Below are 17,354 nucleotides of genomic sequence, written 5' to 3' on the forward strand. Positions count from 1 at the left end.
GGCTTCCTCCATGTCTGTCGCGCCGTCCGGTGCGGGCGCGTGCCCGGGTCGCGCCACGGCCGTTCAAACCGGCGCCTGAACCTCGGGAAAACCGTACCGGCAAAGAAACACCGGCCGGAATAGGACTTTGGCACAAGCGCGAAGCGGCCCAATAATTGGACCTTGGATCAGTGGTCCCGGCCAGAGGGGCCCGATAAGCTTCTCGGGAGGAAGCGATGTCCCAAGCCAGCCAAGCCAAGGAGAAGACGGCCGTCGTCAGCCCAAGCGGCATCCGTCGGGGAATGAGCATGAAGGCGTCTACGGCGGACGCGGTCGAGGAACTGTTGGCGGCGATCGCCCAGGACAGCATGGAGATGATCATGCTGTTCTGTTCGCCCACCTACGACCAGCCCGCAGTGCTGGCCGAGATCAGCCGGCGCGCGCCGGAGGTGCGGGTGCTGGGCTGCACCACGGCCGGCGAGATCACCCCGGCCGGCTACCGCCAGGGCACGATCACCGGCCTGAGCCTGTCGACCGACCATTTCGCCACCTCGGTCCGGCTGATCGAGCCGATGTCGAGCTTCGAGATCGCCGACGGCGCGCTCCTGGCCAAGGAGCTGCTGGCCGAGCACCAGGCCCGCCACCAGCACCGCTTCGACCCGTCGCGCACCTTCGCCCTGCTGATCAATGACGGGCTGTCGATGCATGAGGAGATCATCGTCAGCGCGCTGGGCGACGCCCTCGGCGAGATCCCGCTGGTCGGCGGCTCGGCCGGCGACAACCTGGCCTTCCGCGAGACCGCGATCTTCCTCGACGGACTGGTGATGTCCAGCGCCTCGCTGCTGGTGCTGGTGTCGACCGACCTGGCCTTCCGGGTGTTCGAGCGGCAGCATTTCCAGGCGCTGGACCAGAAGATGGTGGTGACCCGGGCCGACCCGGCGCGGCGCATGGTGATGGAGATCAACGCCGAGCCGGCGGCCGAGGAATACGCCCGGCTGATCGGGCTGGAGCCGGCGGAGCTGACGCCGCTGGTCTTCGCCTCGCACCCGCTGGTGGTCAAGGCCGGCGGCCGCCACTATGTCCGCGCCATCCAGCGGGTCGACGCCGATGGCTGCCTGCACTTCTTCTGCGCCATCGACGAGGGAATCATCCTGAGCGTCGCAAAGAGCGGCGATCTGGTCGCGAATCTGGCGTCGCTGTTCGACGAGTTGCGCGCGGAATTGGGCAGCATCGACGCCGTGATCGGCTTCGACTGCGTGCTGCGCTATGTCGAGATGGAACAGCGCCAGATGCTGACCGAGGTCTCGAAGATCATGGCCCAGAACAACGTCGTCGGCTTCAACACCTATGGCGAGCAGTTCGGCATGATGCATGTCAGCCAGACCTTCACCGGGATCGCCTTCGGGCCGGGCTGAGCCATGAGGCGGGAGGCGGCGCAGCAGGATCGGACGGAGGGCGGCCAGGAGGCCGAGCTGCGGCGCAACATCGCCAAGCTGTCGGAGATCAACCGCGCCCTGATGCAGCGGGTCGAGCACAGCCTCGACATGCAGGGCAACGCCTACCAGCTGTTCCAGACCGCGATCCTCTTGGACCAGAAGGTGCGCGACCGGACGCGCGAGCTGGAGCACGCGCTGAAGGCGGTCGAGCAGTCGAACCTGGAGCTGAGCGAGGCGATCGTCGCCAGCCGCACGGCGCAGAACCGGCTGCAGGACGCGATCGACAGCATCTCCGAAGGCTTCGCCATCTTCGACCCGGACGACCGGCTGGTGCTGTTCAACCGCCGCTTCCTGGATTTCTGGCCGCGGCTGACCGACAGCATCCGGCCCGGACTGTCGCTGGGCGCGCTGGTCCGCCTCGGCCTCGACGCCGGCATCATCCAGTCGGACGGGCTGACGCCAGAGGCCTGGATGGCCGAGCGCCGGCTGCAGCGCGCCACGACCCGCGACGGGGGCGCCCAGCGCTGGGTCTACGCCCTGGCCGACGGGCGCTGGGTCCAGGTCAACGACCGGCGGTCGACCGAGGGCGGCATCGCCTCGATCTACACCGACATCACCGACGTCAAGGACGCCGAGCGGCAGGAGCGCGAGAAGGCGCTGGCCGAGCGGTCGGCCCATCTGCAGGCGACGCTGGAGAGCATGTCGATCGGCGTCGCCGTGTTCGACCGCGACCAGCACCTGGTCACCGCCAACCGACGCTATGGCGAGCTCTTGGAACTGCCGGCCGAGCTGCGCCGCGCCGGCGCCTCCTACCGCCGGTTCCAGGAGTTCAACGACGCCCGCGGCGCCCCGGCGCTGGGCACGGCCTCGCCGAGCGGCCCGGGCTCGGCCCGCGGCGTAACCCGAGGTTCGGGCCCGCCGGCCGAGGTGGCGCTGAACGGCCGCTGGTTCGAGGTCAAGGGCGACCCGATGCCGGATGGCGGCTTCGTCACCTCCTATGTCGAGATCACCGAACGCAAGATGGCGGAGGAGGCCCTCTTGGACAGCGAGCAGCGGATCCGGCTGTTCGCCAATGCGGTGCCGACCATGATCTCCTATGTCGACCGCGACCAGCGCTACCGCTTCGTCAACCGCGCCTACCGCGCCGCCTATGCGCCGAACGGCACCCCGATCCTGGGCCAGACGCTGCGCGCCGTGCTGGGCGAGGCCGAATACGCCCCGCGCCAGCCCTTCATCGAGCGCGCCCTGGCCGGCGCAACCGTGACCTTCGACCTGCCGCTGCCGGGATCGGACACCGAGCCGCGCTTCGGCTTCGCCACCTATGTGCCGCACCGCAGCCATCGCGACGAAGTGGTCGGCTTCTTCACCCTGATCCAGGACATCACCGAGCGCCGGCGGGCGGAGCGCATCCTGGAGGCAGCCAACGAGGAGCTGGAGCGGCGGGTGCATGAGCGCACCGCCACCCTGTCCCGTCTGAACGAGGCGCTGTCGGCGGAGGTGGAGAAGCGCCGCCGCATCGCCCGCGAGCTGCGCGTCGCCAAGACCGAGGCGGAGCGGGCCAATGTCAGCAAGACCAAGTTCCTGGCCGATGCCAGCCACGACCTGCTGCAGCCGCTGAACGCCGCCCGGCTGTTCGTGGCGACGCTGGAGGACACGACGCTGCCGGCCGAGGGCGAGGCCCTGCTGGGCAAGATCGACCATGCGCTGGAGAATGTGGAGGAGCTGCTGAACATCCTGCTCGACATCTCCAAGCTCGATGCCGGCCGGGTCGGCGCCAACCTGCAGAGCGTGCCGCTGCCGCCGCTGATGGAGGCGCTGCACGACGAGGTCGCGCCGCTGGCGCAGCGCAAGGGCCTGGATTTCACTTTGCTGCCCTGCTCGCTGACCGTCAGCTCCGACCCGCAGCTGCTGCGCCGCCTGCTGCAGAACTTCCTGACCAATGCCGTGCGCTACACCCCCGCCGGGCGGATCCTGTTCGGCGCCCGGCGCCGCGGCGGCAAGGTCGAGCTGCAGGTGATCGACACCGGCATCGGCATTCCGCAGGAGCGGCTGGACGAGATCTTCGAGGAGTTTCGCCGGCTGGACGGGCCGGAGGGCAAGGCCGAGCCCGGCCAGAAGGGCTACGGCCTGGGCCTGTCGATCGTGCGGCGCATCAGCCGGTTGCTGGGCACCGAGATCAAGGTGCGCTCGACCGTGGACCGCGGCTCGGCCTTCTCGGTGGTGCTGCCGCTGACCGACCCGGCGCAGGTTTGCACGGGTCCGCAGCCGGTCCCGGTCGCGGTGGTGCCGGGCGCGGTCGACCGGGTGCGGGTGCTGGTGATCGACAACGATCCCGCCATCCTGGACGGCATGACCCGGCTGCTGCGCAGCTGGGGCTGCCGTGTCGCCGCCGCGGCCGGTCGGGCCGGGGCGGAGACGCGGATCGGGGCGGAGGGCTTCCGGCCGGACATCGTCCTGGCCGACTACCACCTCGACGCCGGGCAGCGCGGCACCGAGCTGATCGTCGCCCTGCGCCACGCCCTGAACGAGGAGATCCCGGCCGCGGTGATCACCGCCGACCGCAGCCCGGAGGTGCAGTCGATGGTGCAGGCGCTGTCCGGCGTCAGCCTGCTGACCAAGCCGATCAAGCCTGCCCGGCTGCGGGCGCTGATCGCGTCGGCCCGGCGCTGAATGCTACTGGTGCGGCCGCCTGACGGCGGTTTCTCCGCTTCCGGTGCTCACGGACCTATGTCCGCTGCGCTCCGGTTCTCGAAACCACCGCCATTCGACTCGCACCAGCGCATTCCGCGTCGGGCCGACATCTCGGTGGTGGCAACGGTGGTCGATCAGATCCTGAGGCAGGCTCGGCTCAACACCCGAACGACTTCGGACCCGTCCAGCCGAGCACGCCAGGCACGGGCGGCTCGATCGTCGTGATCAACCAGCGTTCCGGATCCTGCCAGGAGATTTCCCTGAAGCTGACGGTGAGCCTGCCGATTTCCTGCCACCACCCCAACAGGGCGACCGGCGCATCCATGTCCTTCGGTCGATATTGGAACGGCAGGCCTTCCGCGTTCAGCGCCGCCAGCTTCCGGAACAAGTCTTCGTTCTCCCATATCGGCCCCTCGCCGAAGAAGGGGATCTCCGACGGCAGCCCGGTGTGCGGGCTGGCGCCGCCGAGGATGAGCCGATTTTCCGAGAGGCTGGAGATATAAGGCGGCGGAGCCTCGCCGCGTCGCCCATGCTGAACGACGAACGGAAGCCTGCGTCCTGGATAGCTCATGGCGGCTCTCTGCCGGTCCGCAAAGCATCGATGATGTCAGTGAACGATGTCCCGGGCCAGGCCGCCAGCCTCACAGCGCGCGGCGGTACTTCTGGAACAGGATCACCGCCTGGGTGCGGCTGGAGACGCCGAGCTTCTGCAGCAGGCTGGAGACATGCGCTTTGACCGTGGTGATCTGGACGTCGATGGCGTAGGCGATCTGCTTGTTCAGCAGGCCCTCGGCCATCAGCTCCAGCACCTTGCGCTGCTGGTTGGTCAGGAGTTCGAACCGGCAGCGCACCGCCTCGTCCAGCGGCTCGTCCTCCTCCAGCTCGCCCGGCCCGATCACGTCGAGCCCCTCGGACGGGGTGTAGCTGCCGCCGTCGAGGATGGTGGAGATGGCGGAGACGATGGCGTCGCGCGACAGCGACTTCGGGATGTAGCCGACGGCGCCGGCGTCGAAGCATTCGCGCATCACGAAGCTGTCGGCCAGGGCCGAGATCACCGCCACCGGCACGTCCGGCCGCCGGGTGCGCAGCGAGCGCACGCCCTTGACCCCGTTCATCCCCGGCATGCGCAGGTCGAGCAGGATCAGGTCGATGTCCATGACCGAGGCGATGCGCTCCACCGCCTCGCCGAAGGTGCCGCTCTCGAGCACGTCGACCTGGTCGTCGAGCGACTTCAGCGTGCCGACGAGGGCCTCGCGGAACATCGGGTGATCGTCAGCGACCAGGACCGTGCGCATCGCCGTCATCCTTGTCTCGGCGGCAAGTGTGGAATTGAACGCCGCGGGACTCGGCGGGTCAAGCGATAAGGCGTGGCCTTGGCCCTTGGTCGTAGGCGGGACGAACCCCGCCGGGACCGTCAGAAGCCCACCCCGCCGTTGATCTGCAGGATCTCGCCGGCCAGGAAGGAGGCGCGGTCGGAGGCCAGGTACAGCACCGCCTCGGCCACGTCCTCGGGCGTGCCCTCGCGGCGCAGCGGCGTGCGTTCGACGGCAGCGGCGCGGCCCTGCGGCGTGTTGAAGACGTCGTGGAAGCGGGTGCCGATCAGGCCCGGGGCGACGCCGTTCACCCGGATGCCGAGCGGCCCGACCTCCTTGGCCAGGCTGCGGGTGAAGGTGGCGACGGCGCCCTTGGTGGCGGCGTAATGCGAGGCGCCCGGGCCGCCGCCGTCGAAGGCGGCCAGCGAGGCCATGGTGACGATGGCGCCGGTGCGGCGCGGCTCCATCGAGCGCAAAGCCGCCTGGCAGCACAGGAAGGTGCTGGTCAGGTTGACCGCGATCGCCTGCTGCCACAGGTCGAGGGTGGTGTCGACGCAACGGCTGCGCTGCAGCAGGCCGCCGGCATTGGCGAACAGCACGTCGAGGGGGCCGAGCTCGCGCTCGGTGCGGGCGAAGACCTCCATCACCACCTCCGGCCGGGTCAGGTCGGCCGGCAACGCCAGGGTCTTCGCGCCCAACTCCGCCGACAGCGCCGCCGCCTCGTCCCGGCTGGTGGCGTAGGTGAAGGCGACCTTGGCGTCGGCCTTGGCGAAGGCGCGGGTGGCGGCGGCGCCGATGCCCGAGGCACCGCCGGTGACGAGCACGACCTTGTCCTGGAAGCTCATGGCTGGATCCTTCTGGCTGTCGGTTACGCCATCGTGGCGAGCATCGCCGGGGTCACCCGGTGGCGCAGCTTCTCGCCGGCCAGGAAGCGGCAGATCTCGTCGACCGTGGTCGCCCCCTGGCGCTTGTGCGAATCCGCGCTGTGGCCGGCGGCGTGTGGTGACAGCACGGCGTTCGGCAGGGTGCGGAACGGGCTGTCGGCCGGCAGCGGCTCCTGGTCGAAGACGTCGAGCGCGGCGGTGAAGCGGCCGGTGCGCAGCGCGGCGAGCAGCGCCGCCTCGTCGACCAGCGCCGGGCGGGCGGTGTTGATGAACAGGCAGCCGTCGCGCAGCCGCGCCAGCTGCGCCGCGCCGATCATGTGCCGCGTCTCGGCCAGCGCCGGGGCGTGCAGCGAGACGATGTCGCAGCCGGCCAGCACCTCGTCCAGGCTGGCGCGCTCGACCCCGAGCCCGGCCGCGGTCTCCGCCGTCAGATACGGGTCGGAGACCAGCAGGCGGCAGCCGAAGGCCCGGAACAGCCCGATCACCAGCCGGCCGACATAGCCGGCGCCGACGATGCCGACCGTCTGCGCCCCGAGCAGCCGGCCGAGATGACGCTGACGCAGGTCGAGCCAGCCCTCCCCGGCCTTCATCCCGGCGTCGTGCTTGTGCGGCTCGCGCAGGATCGACAGGGTCTGGGCGATCACGAACTCGGCCACCGATTCCGCGATGTTGACCGCGGCGTGGGAGACCTGGAGGCGGCCGCTCTCGATCGCCGCGGCGGGCACCAGGCGGCGGACGCTGCCGGCGGAATGGGCGACCAGCGCCAGCCCAGGCCGGGCCGCCAGTACCTCGTCGCTGATCGGCGGCGTGCCCCAGCCGGTCAGCGCCGCGACGGCGCCGTCGAGCAGCCGGGGGAGGTTCTCCGCGGTCAGCTCGCCCGGCCCCGGCGCCCGCACCGTTGCGGCGGCGGCCAGCGCCTCCTCCGCCGCGGGCGGGATCATCTGCGCCCGCATCTCCGGCGTCAGCAGCAGGGCCACCACCGGCCGCGCCCCCGACTGCGATCCTGTCGACATCTCCGCTCCCTCTTGATTCCTGTGCCGGTCAGCTCCGGCTCGGCTGCAGCATGATCTCGGCGACATGGGCGCGCGGCGGCAGCGCCATCACGAACAGGCAGGCGGCGGCGACGTCCTCCGGCTGCAGCGCCCTCTGGCGCACCTCCGCCGGCACCGGCGCCGGGCGTTTGTCGAGCAGCGGCGTGTCAGTCATGCCGGGCAGGATCACGGTCAGGCGCAGGCCGTTCTCGCGCTCCTCCTCCATCACCGCATGGGACAGGGCCATCACCCCGGCCTTGGTCGCCTGGTAGGCGGCGCCGGAGCGGTCGGGCTTGCGCGCCGCGACCGAGGCGATGTGGATGATCAGCCCCTGACCGCGACCGCGCATGCCCGGCACCACGGCGCGGGTCAGGTTGAAGGCAGCGTTGAGGTTGGCATCGACCATGCCGGCCCAGCTGTCCGGCGTCAGCTCGGCGAAGGCCCGGCGGGCGATGTTGGTGCCGACCGAGTTGACCGCGATGTCGATCGCCCCGGCATGCGGCGCCAGCGCCGCATCCAGCGCCGCCGCATCGGCGGCGTCGGCCGCGATCACCACGGCCGGCCGGTCCGGGGCGATGCCCCGGATCTCCGCCGCCACCGCATCCAGCCGCGGTCGGTCGCGGCCGAGCAGCAGCAGCGAGCCCCCCTGCCCCGCGGCGGCCACCGCCGTCGCCCGGCCCATGCCGCTGCCGGCGCCGGCGACCAGGATCGTCCGGCCGGAAAGCACACCCGCCATCGTCACACTCCTTGTTTCGGCTGCGAGCCGTGCGACGGCGGTGCCGTCGAGGCCCGCACGATCAGCTGGGGCATCGCGCTGACATGCGCCTCCTGCCCCTCATCGGTGCCCTCGAGCACCCGGATCAGTGCCCCGACCGCGGCCTCCGCCATCGGCGCCAGGGGCTGGCGCACCGTGGTCAGCGCCGGATGCACCACGGCGGCGAGATCGATGTCGTCGAAGCCGACGATCGAGATGTCGCCGGGGATCGCGGCGCCGAGGTCGCGGGCGCCGGCGTAGGCGCCCATCGCGTACATGTCGTTCACCGCGACCACGGCGGTCGGCGGGGCGTCGCGGCTGAGCAGCTCGCGGATGCCGATGCGGCCGAGCTCCGGCCCCTCGGTGTCGCCATAGCCGCCGATGCCGGCGCCCTGCCAGACCAGGTCCGGGTCGAGCGTCAGCCCGGCCTTGGCCATCGCCGCCCGCAGCCCGTCGAGCCGGCCGACGCGGCTGGAGGTCCTGATCGGGCCGGACAGGAAGCCGATGCGGCGGTGACCGAGGCCGACCAGGTGCTGGCCGGCCAGCCGGGCACCGAGCTCGTTGTCGACGCTGACGCTGCAGGCCACCACCTCCTCCGCCCCCTGCCCCTTGCGGTCGAAGGCGGCGACCACCAGGCCGCGCTTGGTCAGATGGGCGATGTGGTCGAAGGACAGCGGCGAGGAGCTGAAGATCACCCCGCGCACGCCGGAGGACAGCAGCGTCTCGGCATAGCGGGCCTCGAGCTGCGGGTCGCGCTCGGCATTGCAGAACAGCACCTTGTAGCCCAGCGCGGTCGCCGCGCGCTCGACCTTGTGCGCCAGCGCCCCCCAGAACGGGTTGGCGACCGAGGGCACGATCAGCCCGATGGTGCGGTTGCGGCCGGATTTGAACTGCTGGGCCAGCGCGTTCGGGGTGTAGCCGAGATCCTCGATCGCCCGCAGCACCCGCGCCTTGGTCTCGGCCTGCATGCGCCCGTGCCGGCCGTTCAGCACGTTCGACACCGTGCTGGCCGAAACGCCTGCCGCCCGCGCCACGTCGAGAATGCTCGCCACGATCCCTCAGATCTTCAGTACAACGTTTTATCACGAATAGCGCCGGCCCGGCGTCGCTGTCAAATGGCCGATCAAGAAAGCAGGCAGGTACTGTGAAAATCCTCTGTGTTGACTCGTTCGGCGATGTTGGTGTTACGTTGCACCAACCGAGCACCAACGAGCCGGTCATGGTGAAGGGCGCGGCAAGCGCACCACCGCCCATGGGGGAGGACCCGACATGATGTCCAGGAGACTCAATCGACGCGACGCGCTGCGGCACGGGGCCGGGCTGATGGGCGGGCTGGCTTTGGCCGGCATGGCGCCCCGCGCCTTTGCCCAGGATTCGGCCCGCATCCGCTTCGGCGGCTATGTCGAATCGCAGGAGCAGCTGAAGCAGACTCTGGCGACGCTGAAGGCCTATACCGACCGCAATCCGGGAGTCGAGATCGTCCCGGAATTCACCAGCTTCAGCGCCTTCACCGACAAGCTGGCGACCGAGGCCGCGGGCGGCAATGCGCCCGACATGTTCAGCGTCAATGTCGACCTCTTGGGCGAATACGCCCGACGCGGCGTGCTGGCGCCGCTGAACGGCTACATCCCGAAGCCGCTCGACCTGTCCGACTATGTCGACGGGGCGATCAAGGCCGGCACGCTGAACGGCCAGCTCTACGCCATCCCGAACGACTGCATCGCCCCGGCGATCACCGTGAAGACGGCGGTGTTCGAGGAGACGGGCGTGCCCCTGCCCGACCAGATGTGGACCTGGGAGCAGCTGGCCGAGACCGCGGTCGCGATCACCAAGGCCAAGGGCAAGCGCTTCTGGGGGCTGGAGGATGCGGGGTCGAACTACATCCCCTGCGACGTCTTCCTGCGCGGCATGGGCAAGTCGATGTTCACGCCGGAGCGGCAATTCAACTTCACCCGCGAGGACATGGCCGAATGGTTCGCCTATTGGGCCCGGCTGCGCGACGCCGGCGGCATCCCGCCCGGCGAGGTGCAGGCCCTGGCCAATAGCGACGACCCGGCCCTGACCGGGCTGATCAGCGGCCGCGCGGCGATGTTCGCGTCGCTGACCGACAGCTTCGTCGGGCTGCAGGCGCTGACCGAGGACGACCTGGTGCTGCACATGATGCCGAACGGCTTCAAGGGTGGCACGCTGGCCCAGCACCACTACACCTATGCCGGCAACTCCACCGGGCTGTGGACCAAGTCGCCGCACAAGGACCGGATCATCGACATCATCCGGTTCATGCATTTCGAGCCGGCGGGGATCGAGCTGTACTACCGTGGCAGCGGCATGGTGCCGGCGTCCAAGGCCGGCCGGGCCGCCCTGGCCAATGAGGGCACCGATGCCGATCGCAAGATCATCGCCTATATCGACCTGCTGCAGCAGAACCCGGCGCCGCCGCGCTATCCGGGCATCACCGGGATGTCCGGCATGCTGCGCCGGGCCAATGAGGCGGTGGCGTTCGGCAAGATGAAGCCGCAGGAGGCCGCCGACCAGTTCATCGGCGAAGCCAAGGCGCGGCTGTGAGGCGGCGGGGCCCCGGCCCGCGGGGCGCCACCCCACGGGGTGTCGGCAGCACGGCGGAGCAGAACGGCGCCGCCTTCCTGTTCCTGGCGCCGTGGATCGTCGGCGCCCTGTGCCTGACGCTGGGGCCGATCCTGGCGTCGCTGTACCTGTCCTTCACCAGCTACGACCTGTTCAACCCGCCGGTCTGGGCCGGGCTGCACAATTACGAGCGGCTGCTGTTCGAGGACCCGCGCTACCTCCAGGCGGTCAAGGTCACCTTCAGCTACGTGTTCCTGTCGGTGCCGCTGAAGCTGGCCTTCGCCCTGGCCGTGGCGGTGATGCTGAACCGCGGAATCGCGTTCCTCGGCGTCTATCGCGGCCTGTACTACCTGCCGTCGCTGCTGGGCGGCAGCGTCGCCGTCGCCATCATGTGGCGGCAGATCTTCAGCTATGACGGGCTGATCAACCACGTGCTGCTGTGGTTCGGCATCGACGGGCCGAGCTGGATCTCGAACCCGGATACCGCGCTGTACACCCTGGTCAGCCTGGCGGTGTGGCAGTTCGGGTCGCCGATGATCATCTTCCTGGCCGGGCTGAAGCAGATCCCGCAGGATTTGTACGACGCCGCCGCGGTCGACGGCGCCGGGCCGGTCACCAAGTTCCTGCGCATCACCCTGCCGCTCCTGACCCCGATCATCTTCTTCAACTTCGTGATGCAGATGATTGGCGCGTTCCAGGCCTTCACGCCGTCCTTCATCATCAGCAACGGCACCGGCGGACCGGCGGATTCGACGCTGTTCTACACCCTGTATCTCTACGAGCAGGGCTTTACCAACTTCCAGATGGGCTACGCCTCGGCCATGGCCTGGATCCTGGTCGGCATCATCGCCACGGCCACCGCGGTCGCCTTCCTGTCCGCCCGCTTCTGGGTGCATTACGGGGACGAGCGATGACGGCCCCGGCGCAGGACACCGGGAGGATGCGCGCCGGCAGCCAGCCCCTACCGTTCTGGATGGCCGATGTGCGGCCGAAGCGGATCCTGGTCCACCTGGCGCTGATCGCCGGCGCGGTGGTGATGATCTACCCGCTGCTGTGGCTGGCCAGCAGCTCGGTCAAGCCGTCGACCCTGATCTTCTCCGACCCCGGGCTGTGGCCGGCGAAGCTGCGGCTGCAGAACTATGCCGATGGCTGGCGCGGCGCCGCCCTGCCCTTCAGCGTGTTTTTCGGCAACTCCTTCCTGATCTCGGCCCTGGCGGTGATCGGCAACGTCATGGCCTGCAGCCTGGTGGCCTATGCCTTCGCCCGGCTGAACTTCCGGTTCAAGCGCACCCTGTTCGCGCTGATGCTGGCCACCATCATGCTGCCGCTGCACGCGACGCTGATCCCGCAATACATCCTGTTCCACAACCTGGGCTGGGTGAACACGATCCTGCCGCTGGTGGTGCCGAAGTTCCTGGCGGCCGACGCCTTCTTCGTCTTCCTGATGGTGCAGTTCATCCGCGGCATCCCGCGCGAGCTGGACGAGGCGGCGATGATGGACGGCGCCGGGCCGTTCCGGATCTACCGCTCGATCATCCTCCCCCTCCTGACCCCCGCCCTGGTCACCACGGCCGTGTTCTCCTTCATCTGGACCTATGAGGATTTCCTGACGCCGCTGGTCTACCTGACCGACATGGCCTCCTATACGGTGCCGCAGGGGCTGCGGCTGTTCATGGCCTCAACCGGCGTCTCGGCCTGGGGCCCGATGCTGGCGATGTCGCTGCTGTCGCTGGTCCCCCTGTTCGTCCTGTTCTTCGTCTTTCAGCGCCGGCTGATCGAGGGGATCGCGACGACCGGCCTGAAATGAACCCATGGGACCCACGATGCTGATCCGCCACGACACCCTGACCCAGCTGGTCGGGGACATCTTCGCCGCCCAGGGCTGCAGCGCCGCCGAGAGCGGGCGCATCGCCCGATACCTCGTCGCCGCCAACCTGACCGGGCATGACAGCCACGGCGTCATCCGCGTGCCGCGCTACGTCGCCATGCTGGCCGCGGACGAGGTGCGGCGCGACGTCACCGCCGAGATCGTCACCGACACCCCCGCCTTCGCCCTGGTCGATGGCGGCTACGGCTTCGGCCAGACGGTCGGGCCGCAGGCGGTGCAACTGGGCATCGACAAGGCGCTCGCGGGCGGCGTCGCGGTGGTCGGGCTGCGCCATGCCGGCCATCTCGGCCGCATCGGCGAATGGGCGGAGATGGCGGCGCAGGCCGGCCTGTGCTCGCTGCACTTCGTCAATGTCGCCGGCAGCGAGCTGGTGGCGCCTTTCGGCGGGGTCGAGCGGCGCTTCTCCACCGCCCCCTTCGCCGCCGGCTTCCTGGTGCCCGGCCGGGCGCCGGTGATCCTGGACTTCGCCACCTCGCTGGTGGCCGAGGGCAAGGTGCTGGTGGCGGCCAATGGCGGCAAGCCCCTGCCCGAGGGCGCGCTGATCGAGCCCGACGGCACGCTGAGCCGGAACCCCGACACGCTTTACGGCTCGCCCGTTCCAGGCACCGCGCGCAACGCCCAGAACGGCCTCGGCGCCATCCGCGCCTTCGGCGAGCACAAGGGGTCGGGCCTGGCCCTGATCTGCGAGCTGGTGGCCGGCGCCCTGACCGGGTCGGGCTGCGCCGGGCCGGGGCCGCGCCGCTTCTGCAACGGCATGCTGTCGATCTACATGGCGCCCGGCCAGTTCGGCTCGGCCGAGGATCTGGCGGCCGAGACCACGCGCTACATCGACTATTTCAAGGCCTGCCGCCCGGCCGAAGCCGGCGGCGAGGTGCTGCTGCCCGGCGAGCCCGAGGCCCGCCGCCGTGCCGAGCGCATCACCGGCGGCGTGCCCCTGAGCGAGGAGGTCTGGCGCAGCCTGGGCGAGACCGCCCGTGCCGCCGGCCTCGACATCACCCGCTACCTGCCGGCGGCCTGACGCCGGCTTCGCATCCCTGGAGGAACCAGTGTCCGAGCCGATCCTGACCGTGTTCACCAAGCCCTGGACGGGCCCGCTGCCGGAGCTGGCCGACACGGTGGCCGGGCTGGGCCTCCAGGGGGTGGAACTGCCGGTGCGCCCCGGCTACCAGGTGACGCCGGAGACGGCAGCGGCCGGGCTGCCGGCCGCCGCCCGCACCCTGGCGGCGCGCGGCCTCTCGATCCGCAGCATCGCCGGGTCGATCGACGAGGCCACGGTGGCCGCCTGCGGCGAGGCCGGGGTGCCGATGATCCGCATCTGCGTCGCGATCGACCCCGCGGTCGGCTTCCGCGCCACGGTCGACGATTACCGGCGCCAGTTCGACGCGCTGCTGCCGGCGCTGGAGCGGCACGGCGTGGCCATCGGCATCCAGAACCATTCCGGCGCCCAGATCGGCAGCGCCGCCGGGGTGCTGTACCTGATCGAGCGCTACGACCCGAAGCATGTCTGCGCCGTCTTGGACATGGCGCATTGCGGCGTGGCGGGCGAGCCGACGGAGCTCGCGGTCGACATCCTGTCCGACCGGCTGCGCCTGGTGAACTTCAAGAGCGCCTATCAGCGCCGGCTGACGGCGCCGGAGGAGGACGCGGTCTACAAGGTGCACTGGACCACGCACCAGCACGCCGCCTATTCCTGGCGCGGCTTCGTGCAGGCCCTGCGCAAGGTGGGCTATGACGGCGCCTGGTGCCTGCCGGCCGAATACAGCCACCCGAGCGGCCAGGGCCAGCGCATGGGCGACGAGGTGCTGCCGTTCCTGAAGAGCGATATCGCGTATTTGAAGGGGCTGCTGGGGGAGGCACGGGCTGGGTAGCGGTGATGATCCCGAGCTTGGAGCGTTTGTCTGATAGTTGAGATCGCTCGTTCGTCCTGCGACGCGCCTCCACGCAATTTGACAACCCCAACACCCCTCGCCAGCATCGTTTGTGTACAACCAATAACCCGCCGGGGAGCGTTTCATGTCCTTCACACTCGATCGGTGCTGGTTCGGCGTCCTGCTCGGGGCCGGGGCGCTGGCCGGAGCCATGCCGCTGCGCCGGGCGCGGGCGGCCGGCTGGTGATGAAAGCCTGACGCTCGCCCTTCAAAAGCCTGCGGCCTCGCCGTCCGACAGGCCGGAACGCCGCCCTTGCTCTGCGGTTGCGCCCCAGCCCCCTTTCCATCCGCGCCAGGCGACGGGCTCGACGGCCCCGGCCTGCCTCGCTCCTGCGGGCGGCTACGCCCTTCGCGACAGCCATCGCCCATAAGGGGTAGATCGGCTTTATTGATTTTGCATAAAATATGATACAAATATATTTGAAACCGACCCGGCGGGGCCATCGTTTGCGGCAGCCTCGCCCGCTCGGTGAGCGGGATTAGAAACAGCCAAAAAGCCTTCAATCGAATGAAGCAGGAAGGGGGAGCATTACCCTCAAAGAGGACAGAGGCGATTATGCATTTTATCAGCAACCAAGCGGACGCGCTTCCCGCCATCATCGGGGCGGCAGAGCCTCAAATCGATCGTCCCGCCGGGGATCGGACGATGGACCATCCCGTTCCGGGCCCGAGAACGGTCGCGATCATCGACCGGCGTGCCCTGGGCCGGGAGACCTTGCTGCAGGCGCTCGCATCGGCCAACAGCCGGTTTCGAGGCCGGGCCTTCGCCGACATCGGCGAATGGGAGTTGAGCCCGGACCGGAGCGACACCTCGGTGATCCTGCTGGAATGCGGCACGGCCGGCCATGACCATTCGCCGCTTGGGGACGATCTCCGCGCCCTGGTCGCCGCGCATCCCGACATCCCTGTGGTCGTGATGGGCGAAAGCGAGGATTCCCGCCTTGTCGCCGAGATGCTGGAGCAGGGAGCCCGTGGCTACATCCCGACCAGTGTCAGCCTGAATGTCGCGATCGGCGCGCTCGGCCTCGCCTTGGCCGGGGGCATCTTCGTCCCCGCCAGCGCCCTGCAGCACCCGGGATTCGAGCGGCCGGAGCACGAGCAATCCGTCCACGACACCCTCGGCCTTTCGCAGCGGCAGGCCGCTGTCGCCGAGGCCGTCGCCCTGGGCAAGCCGAACAAGATCATCGCCTATGAGATGCATCTGAGCGAGAGCACCGTGAAGGTGCACATCCGGACCATCATGAAGAAGCTGCAGGCCCGGAACCGGACCGAGGTCGCCTTCAAGCTGCATGAGGCGAAAACCCGTGCCGCCTGACATGGAAAGGCCGCCACGACGGCGGCCTTTCCAGCTCCAGGCGTTCCTTCCCGATCCGTCAAAACGGGCAGGAATACTGTATCCGCAAGACCGTGTGCCGGGTGACGGCCCGAACACATTCATTTCCTCGGTCGAAGCGCAGTAATCATAAGATGATATGAAGATAAGCCAAGTACGTCTTTCGGAGTAGATGGCCGGTCCGACGCCGGATGCCCGGCCGGCTCTCACCGCCGGGAGACCGGCCGGCGCCCCTCGAAGGTAATTTGACAGCCTCTGGACCCCGCGCTAAGGTTGTTTGTGTACAAACAATAACCGCCGGGGAGCGTTTCATGTCCGTCACATTCAATCGGCGCCGGTTCGGCGCCCTGCTCGGGGCCGGGGCGCTGGCCGGAGCGATGCCGCTGCGCCGGGCGCGGGCGGCCGAGACCATCTATGTCCTGAACTGGCAGGGCTATGGCACCGACGAGGCCTGGGCCCTGAAGGCCTTCACCGAAAAGACCGGCATCGAGGTCAAGCACGACTATTTCAACTCCGAAGAGGAGATGCTGACCAAGCTGCGCACCAACCCCGGCACCTACGACGTGGTGCTGATCAACAGCGCCCGCACCCTGCAGGCCCAGGCCGAGGACCTGCTGGAGCCGATCGACCTGGCCAAGGTGGCGAACGCCGCCGACCTGGCGCCGCAGCTGCGCGACCATGCCAATTTCCACAAGGACGGCAAGGCCTATGGCGTGTCCTGGCTGTGGGGCATCAACGCGCTGGGCCTGCGCCGCGACAAGGTGAAGGCCGACAGCCTGGCGGTGCTGGCCGACCCGGCCTATGCCGGCCGCGTCGCCCTGTTCGACGACGCCGTCACCGCGATCGGCATCGGCGCGCTGATGACCGGGCAGGACATCAACGCGCCCAAGGACATGGCCGCCGTCGCCGCCAAGCTGAAGGAGCTGAAGCCCGGCGTGAAGCTGCTGTGGTCCAGCGAGGACCAGTGGAACAAGGCCTTCGCCGCCGGCGAGTTCGACGTCTCGATCTACTGGTCGGGCGCGGCCGTGCGGTCGCAGCGCAACTTCAAGCTGGCGGTCGATTTCGTGGTGCCGAAGGAAGGCGGGATCGGCTGGATCGACGGGCTGTCGGTGCCGGCCACCAGCACCCGCAAGGAGGCAGGCCTGGCCTTCATCAACTATATGATCGACCCCGGCTTCTACGACTATTGGGCGACCAATATCGGCGCCCCGGCCTCGGCCAACGCCAAGGCCATGGCAGCGCTGCCGGCCGACGACCTGAACAAGCAGATCCACAAGGCCGAGTACCTGTCCCAGCTGCAGTTCATGTCGCCGCTGAGCGACGACCAGCGCACCGCGTTCTCCGACCTGTGGCAGGAGACGAAGGCGTTCTACGCCGGGTGACCGCTCGCGAATGCTGATGGCGCGGCCTGCCCTGTTACTCTCCCCCTCCCCTTGCGGGAGGGGGCAGGGGGAGGGGTGTGTCGAAGCCGGGATCGGTCCTGCGTCGTCTGTTCTTGCGGCAGCAGCCCTCTCCCCCTACCCCCTCCCCTTGC

General features: G+C 69.3%; 15 protein-coding genes. 9 read left to right on the top strand and 6 right to left on the bottom strand.

The features are described 5' to 3' along the window. Positions 1 to 287 precede the first annotated feature (287 nt). Entirely contained in the window at positions 288 to 1,394 is a 1,107-nt protein-coding gene (gene nosP, locus AAHM41_RS31790; protein ID WP_342240646.1) for a nitric oxide-sensing protein NosP, read from the top strand. Between the two features lie 3 nt (positions 1,395 to 1,397). Then, positions 1,398 to 4,085: a hybrid sensor histidine kinase/response regulator gene (locus AAHM41_RS31795; RefSeq protein WP_342240647.1), complete on the top strand. Its 2,688-nt coding sequence runs from the start codon at positions 1,398 to 1,400 to the stop codon at positions 4,083 to 4,085. 178 nt (positions 4,086 to 4,263) lie between these two features. Here the strand turns inward: AAHM41_RS31795 and AAHM41_RS31800 are convergent, their stop codons facing one another. The 6 genes from AAHM41_RS31800 to AAHM41_RS31825 form a co-directional block, all read right to left on the bottom strand. Next, complete coding sequence (locus AAHM41_RS31800) at positions 4,264 to 4,677, bottom strand: hypothetical protein (protein WP_342240648.1); 414 nt, start codon at positions 4,675 to 4,677, stop codon at positions 4,264 to 4,266. 70 nt (positions 4,678 to 4,747) lie between these two features. Continuing rightward, entirely contained in the window at positions 4,748 to 5,401 is a 654-nt protein-coding gene (locus tag AAHM41_RS31805) for a response regulator transcription factor (RefSeq protein WP_342240649.1), read from the bottom strand. Between the two features lie 119 nt (positions 5,402 to 5,520). After that, positions 5,521 to 6,264: an SDR family NAD(P)-dependent oxidoreductase gene (locus tag AAHM41_RS31810; RefSeq protein ID WP_342240650.1), complete on the bottom strand. Its 744-nt coding sequence runs from the start codon at positions 6,262 to 6,264 to the stop codon at positions 5,521 to 5,523. A 23-nt stretch (positions 6,265 to 6,287) separates the two neighbouring features. Further along, positions 6,288 to 7,316 carry a hydroxyacid dehydrogenase gene (locus AAHM41_RS31815; protein WP_342240651.1) on the bottom strand — a complete coding sequence of 343 codons (1,029 nt, stop codon included), beginning with the start codon at positions 7,314 to 7,316 and terminating at the stop codon, positions 6,288 to 6,290. A 28-nt stretch (positions 7,317 to 7,344) separates the two neighbouring features. Then, entirely contained in the window at positions 7,345 to 8,070 is a 726-nt protein-coding gene (locus tag AAHM41_RS31820; RefSeq protein ID WP_342240652.1) for an SDR family oxidoreductase, read from the bottom strand. 2 nt (positions 8,071 to 8,072) lie between these two features. Then, positions 8,073 to 9,140, bottom strand: coding sequence for a LacI family DNA-binding transcriptional regulator (locus AAHM41_RS31825; RefSeq protein WP_342240653.1), 1,068 nt, complete (start codon positions 9,138 to 9,140; stop codon positions 8,073 to 8,075). A 217-nt stretch (positions 9,141 to 9,357) separates the two neighbouring features. Between AAHM41_RS31825 and AAHM41_RS31830 the strand changes: the two genes are divergently transcribed. From AAHM41_RS31830 to AAHM41_RS31860, 7 genes are all read left to right on the top strand, one after another. Continuing rightward, positions 9,358 to 10,653 carry an ABC transporter substrate-binding protein gene (locus AAHM41_RS31830; RefSeq protein WP_342240654.1) on the top strand — a complete coding sequence of 432 codons (1,296 nt, stop codon included), beginning with the start codon at positions 9,358 to 9,360 and terminating at the stop codon, positions 10,651 to 10,653. Beyond that, entirely contained in the window at positions 10,650 to 11,585 is a 936-nt protein-coding gene (locus AAHM41_RS31835) for a carbohydrate ABC transporter permease (protein WP_342240655.1), read from the top strand. The genes AAHM41_RS31830 and AAHM41_RS31835 overlap by 4 nt, the downstream gene beginning before the upstream one ends. Beyond that, complete coding sequence (locus AAHM41_RS31840) at positions 11,582 to 12,478, top strand: carbohydrate ABC transporter permease (RefSeq protein ID WP_342240656.1); 897 nt, start codon at positions 11,582 to 11,584, stop codon at positions 12,476 to 12,478. Before AAHM41_RS31835 ends, AAHM41_RS31840 begins: the two co-directional genes overlap by 4 nt. Before the next feature lie 4 nt (positions 12,479 to 12,482). Next, positions 12,483 to 13,577 (top strand): Ldh family oxidoreductase, encoded by a 1,095-nt coding sequence (locus tag AAHM41_RS31845; RefSeq protein ID WP_342240657.1) that lies wholly within the window; start codon positions 12,483 to 12,485, stop codon positions 13,575 to 13,577. 28 nt (positions 13,578 to 13,605) lie between these two features. Continuing rightward, entirely contained in the window at positions 13,606 to 14,427 is an 822-nt protein-coding gene (locus tag AAHM41_RS31850; protein WP_342240658.1) for a sugar phosphate isomerase/epimerase family protein, read from the top strand. Between the two features lie 568 nt (positions 14,428 to 14,995). Beyond that, a complete protein-coding gene (locus AAHM41_RS31855) occupies positions 14,996 to 15,802 on the top strand; it encodes a response regulator transcription factor (RefSeq protein ID WP_342240659.1) in 807 nt (268 codons plus the stop codon). Positions 15,803 to 16,131: 329 nt separating this feature from the next. Continuing rightward, positions 16,132 to 17,202, top strand: a complete 1,071-nt coding sequence (locus AAHM41_RS31860) for an ABC transporter substrate-binding protein (protein WP_342240660.1) — start codon at positions 16,132 to 16,134, stop codon at positions 17,200 to 17,202. The last annotated feature ends 152 nt before the right edge of the window (positions 17,203 to 17,354 follow it).

It is taken from the genome of Inquilinus sp. OTU3971 (assembly GCF_038440215.1).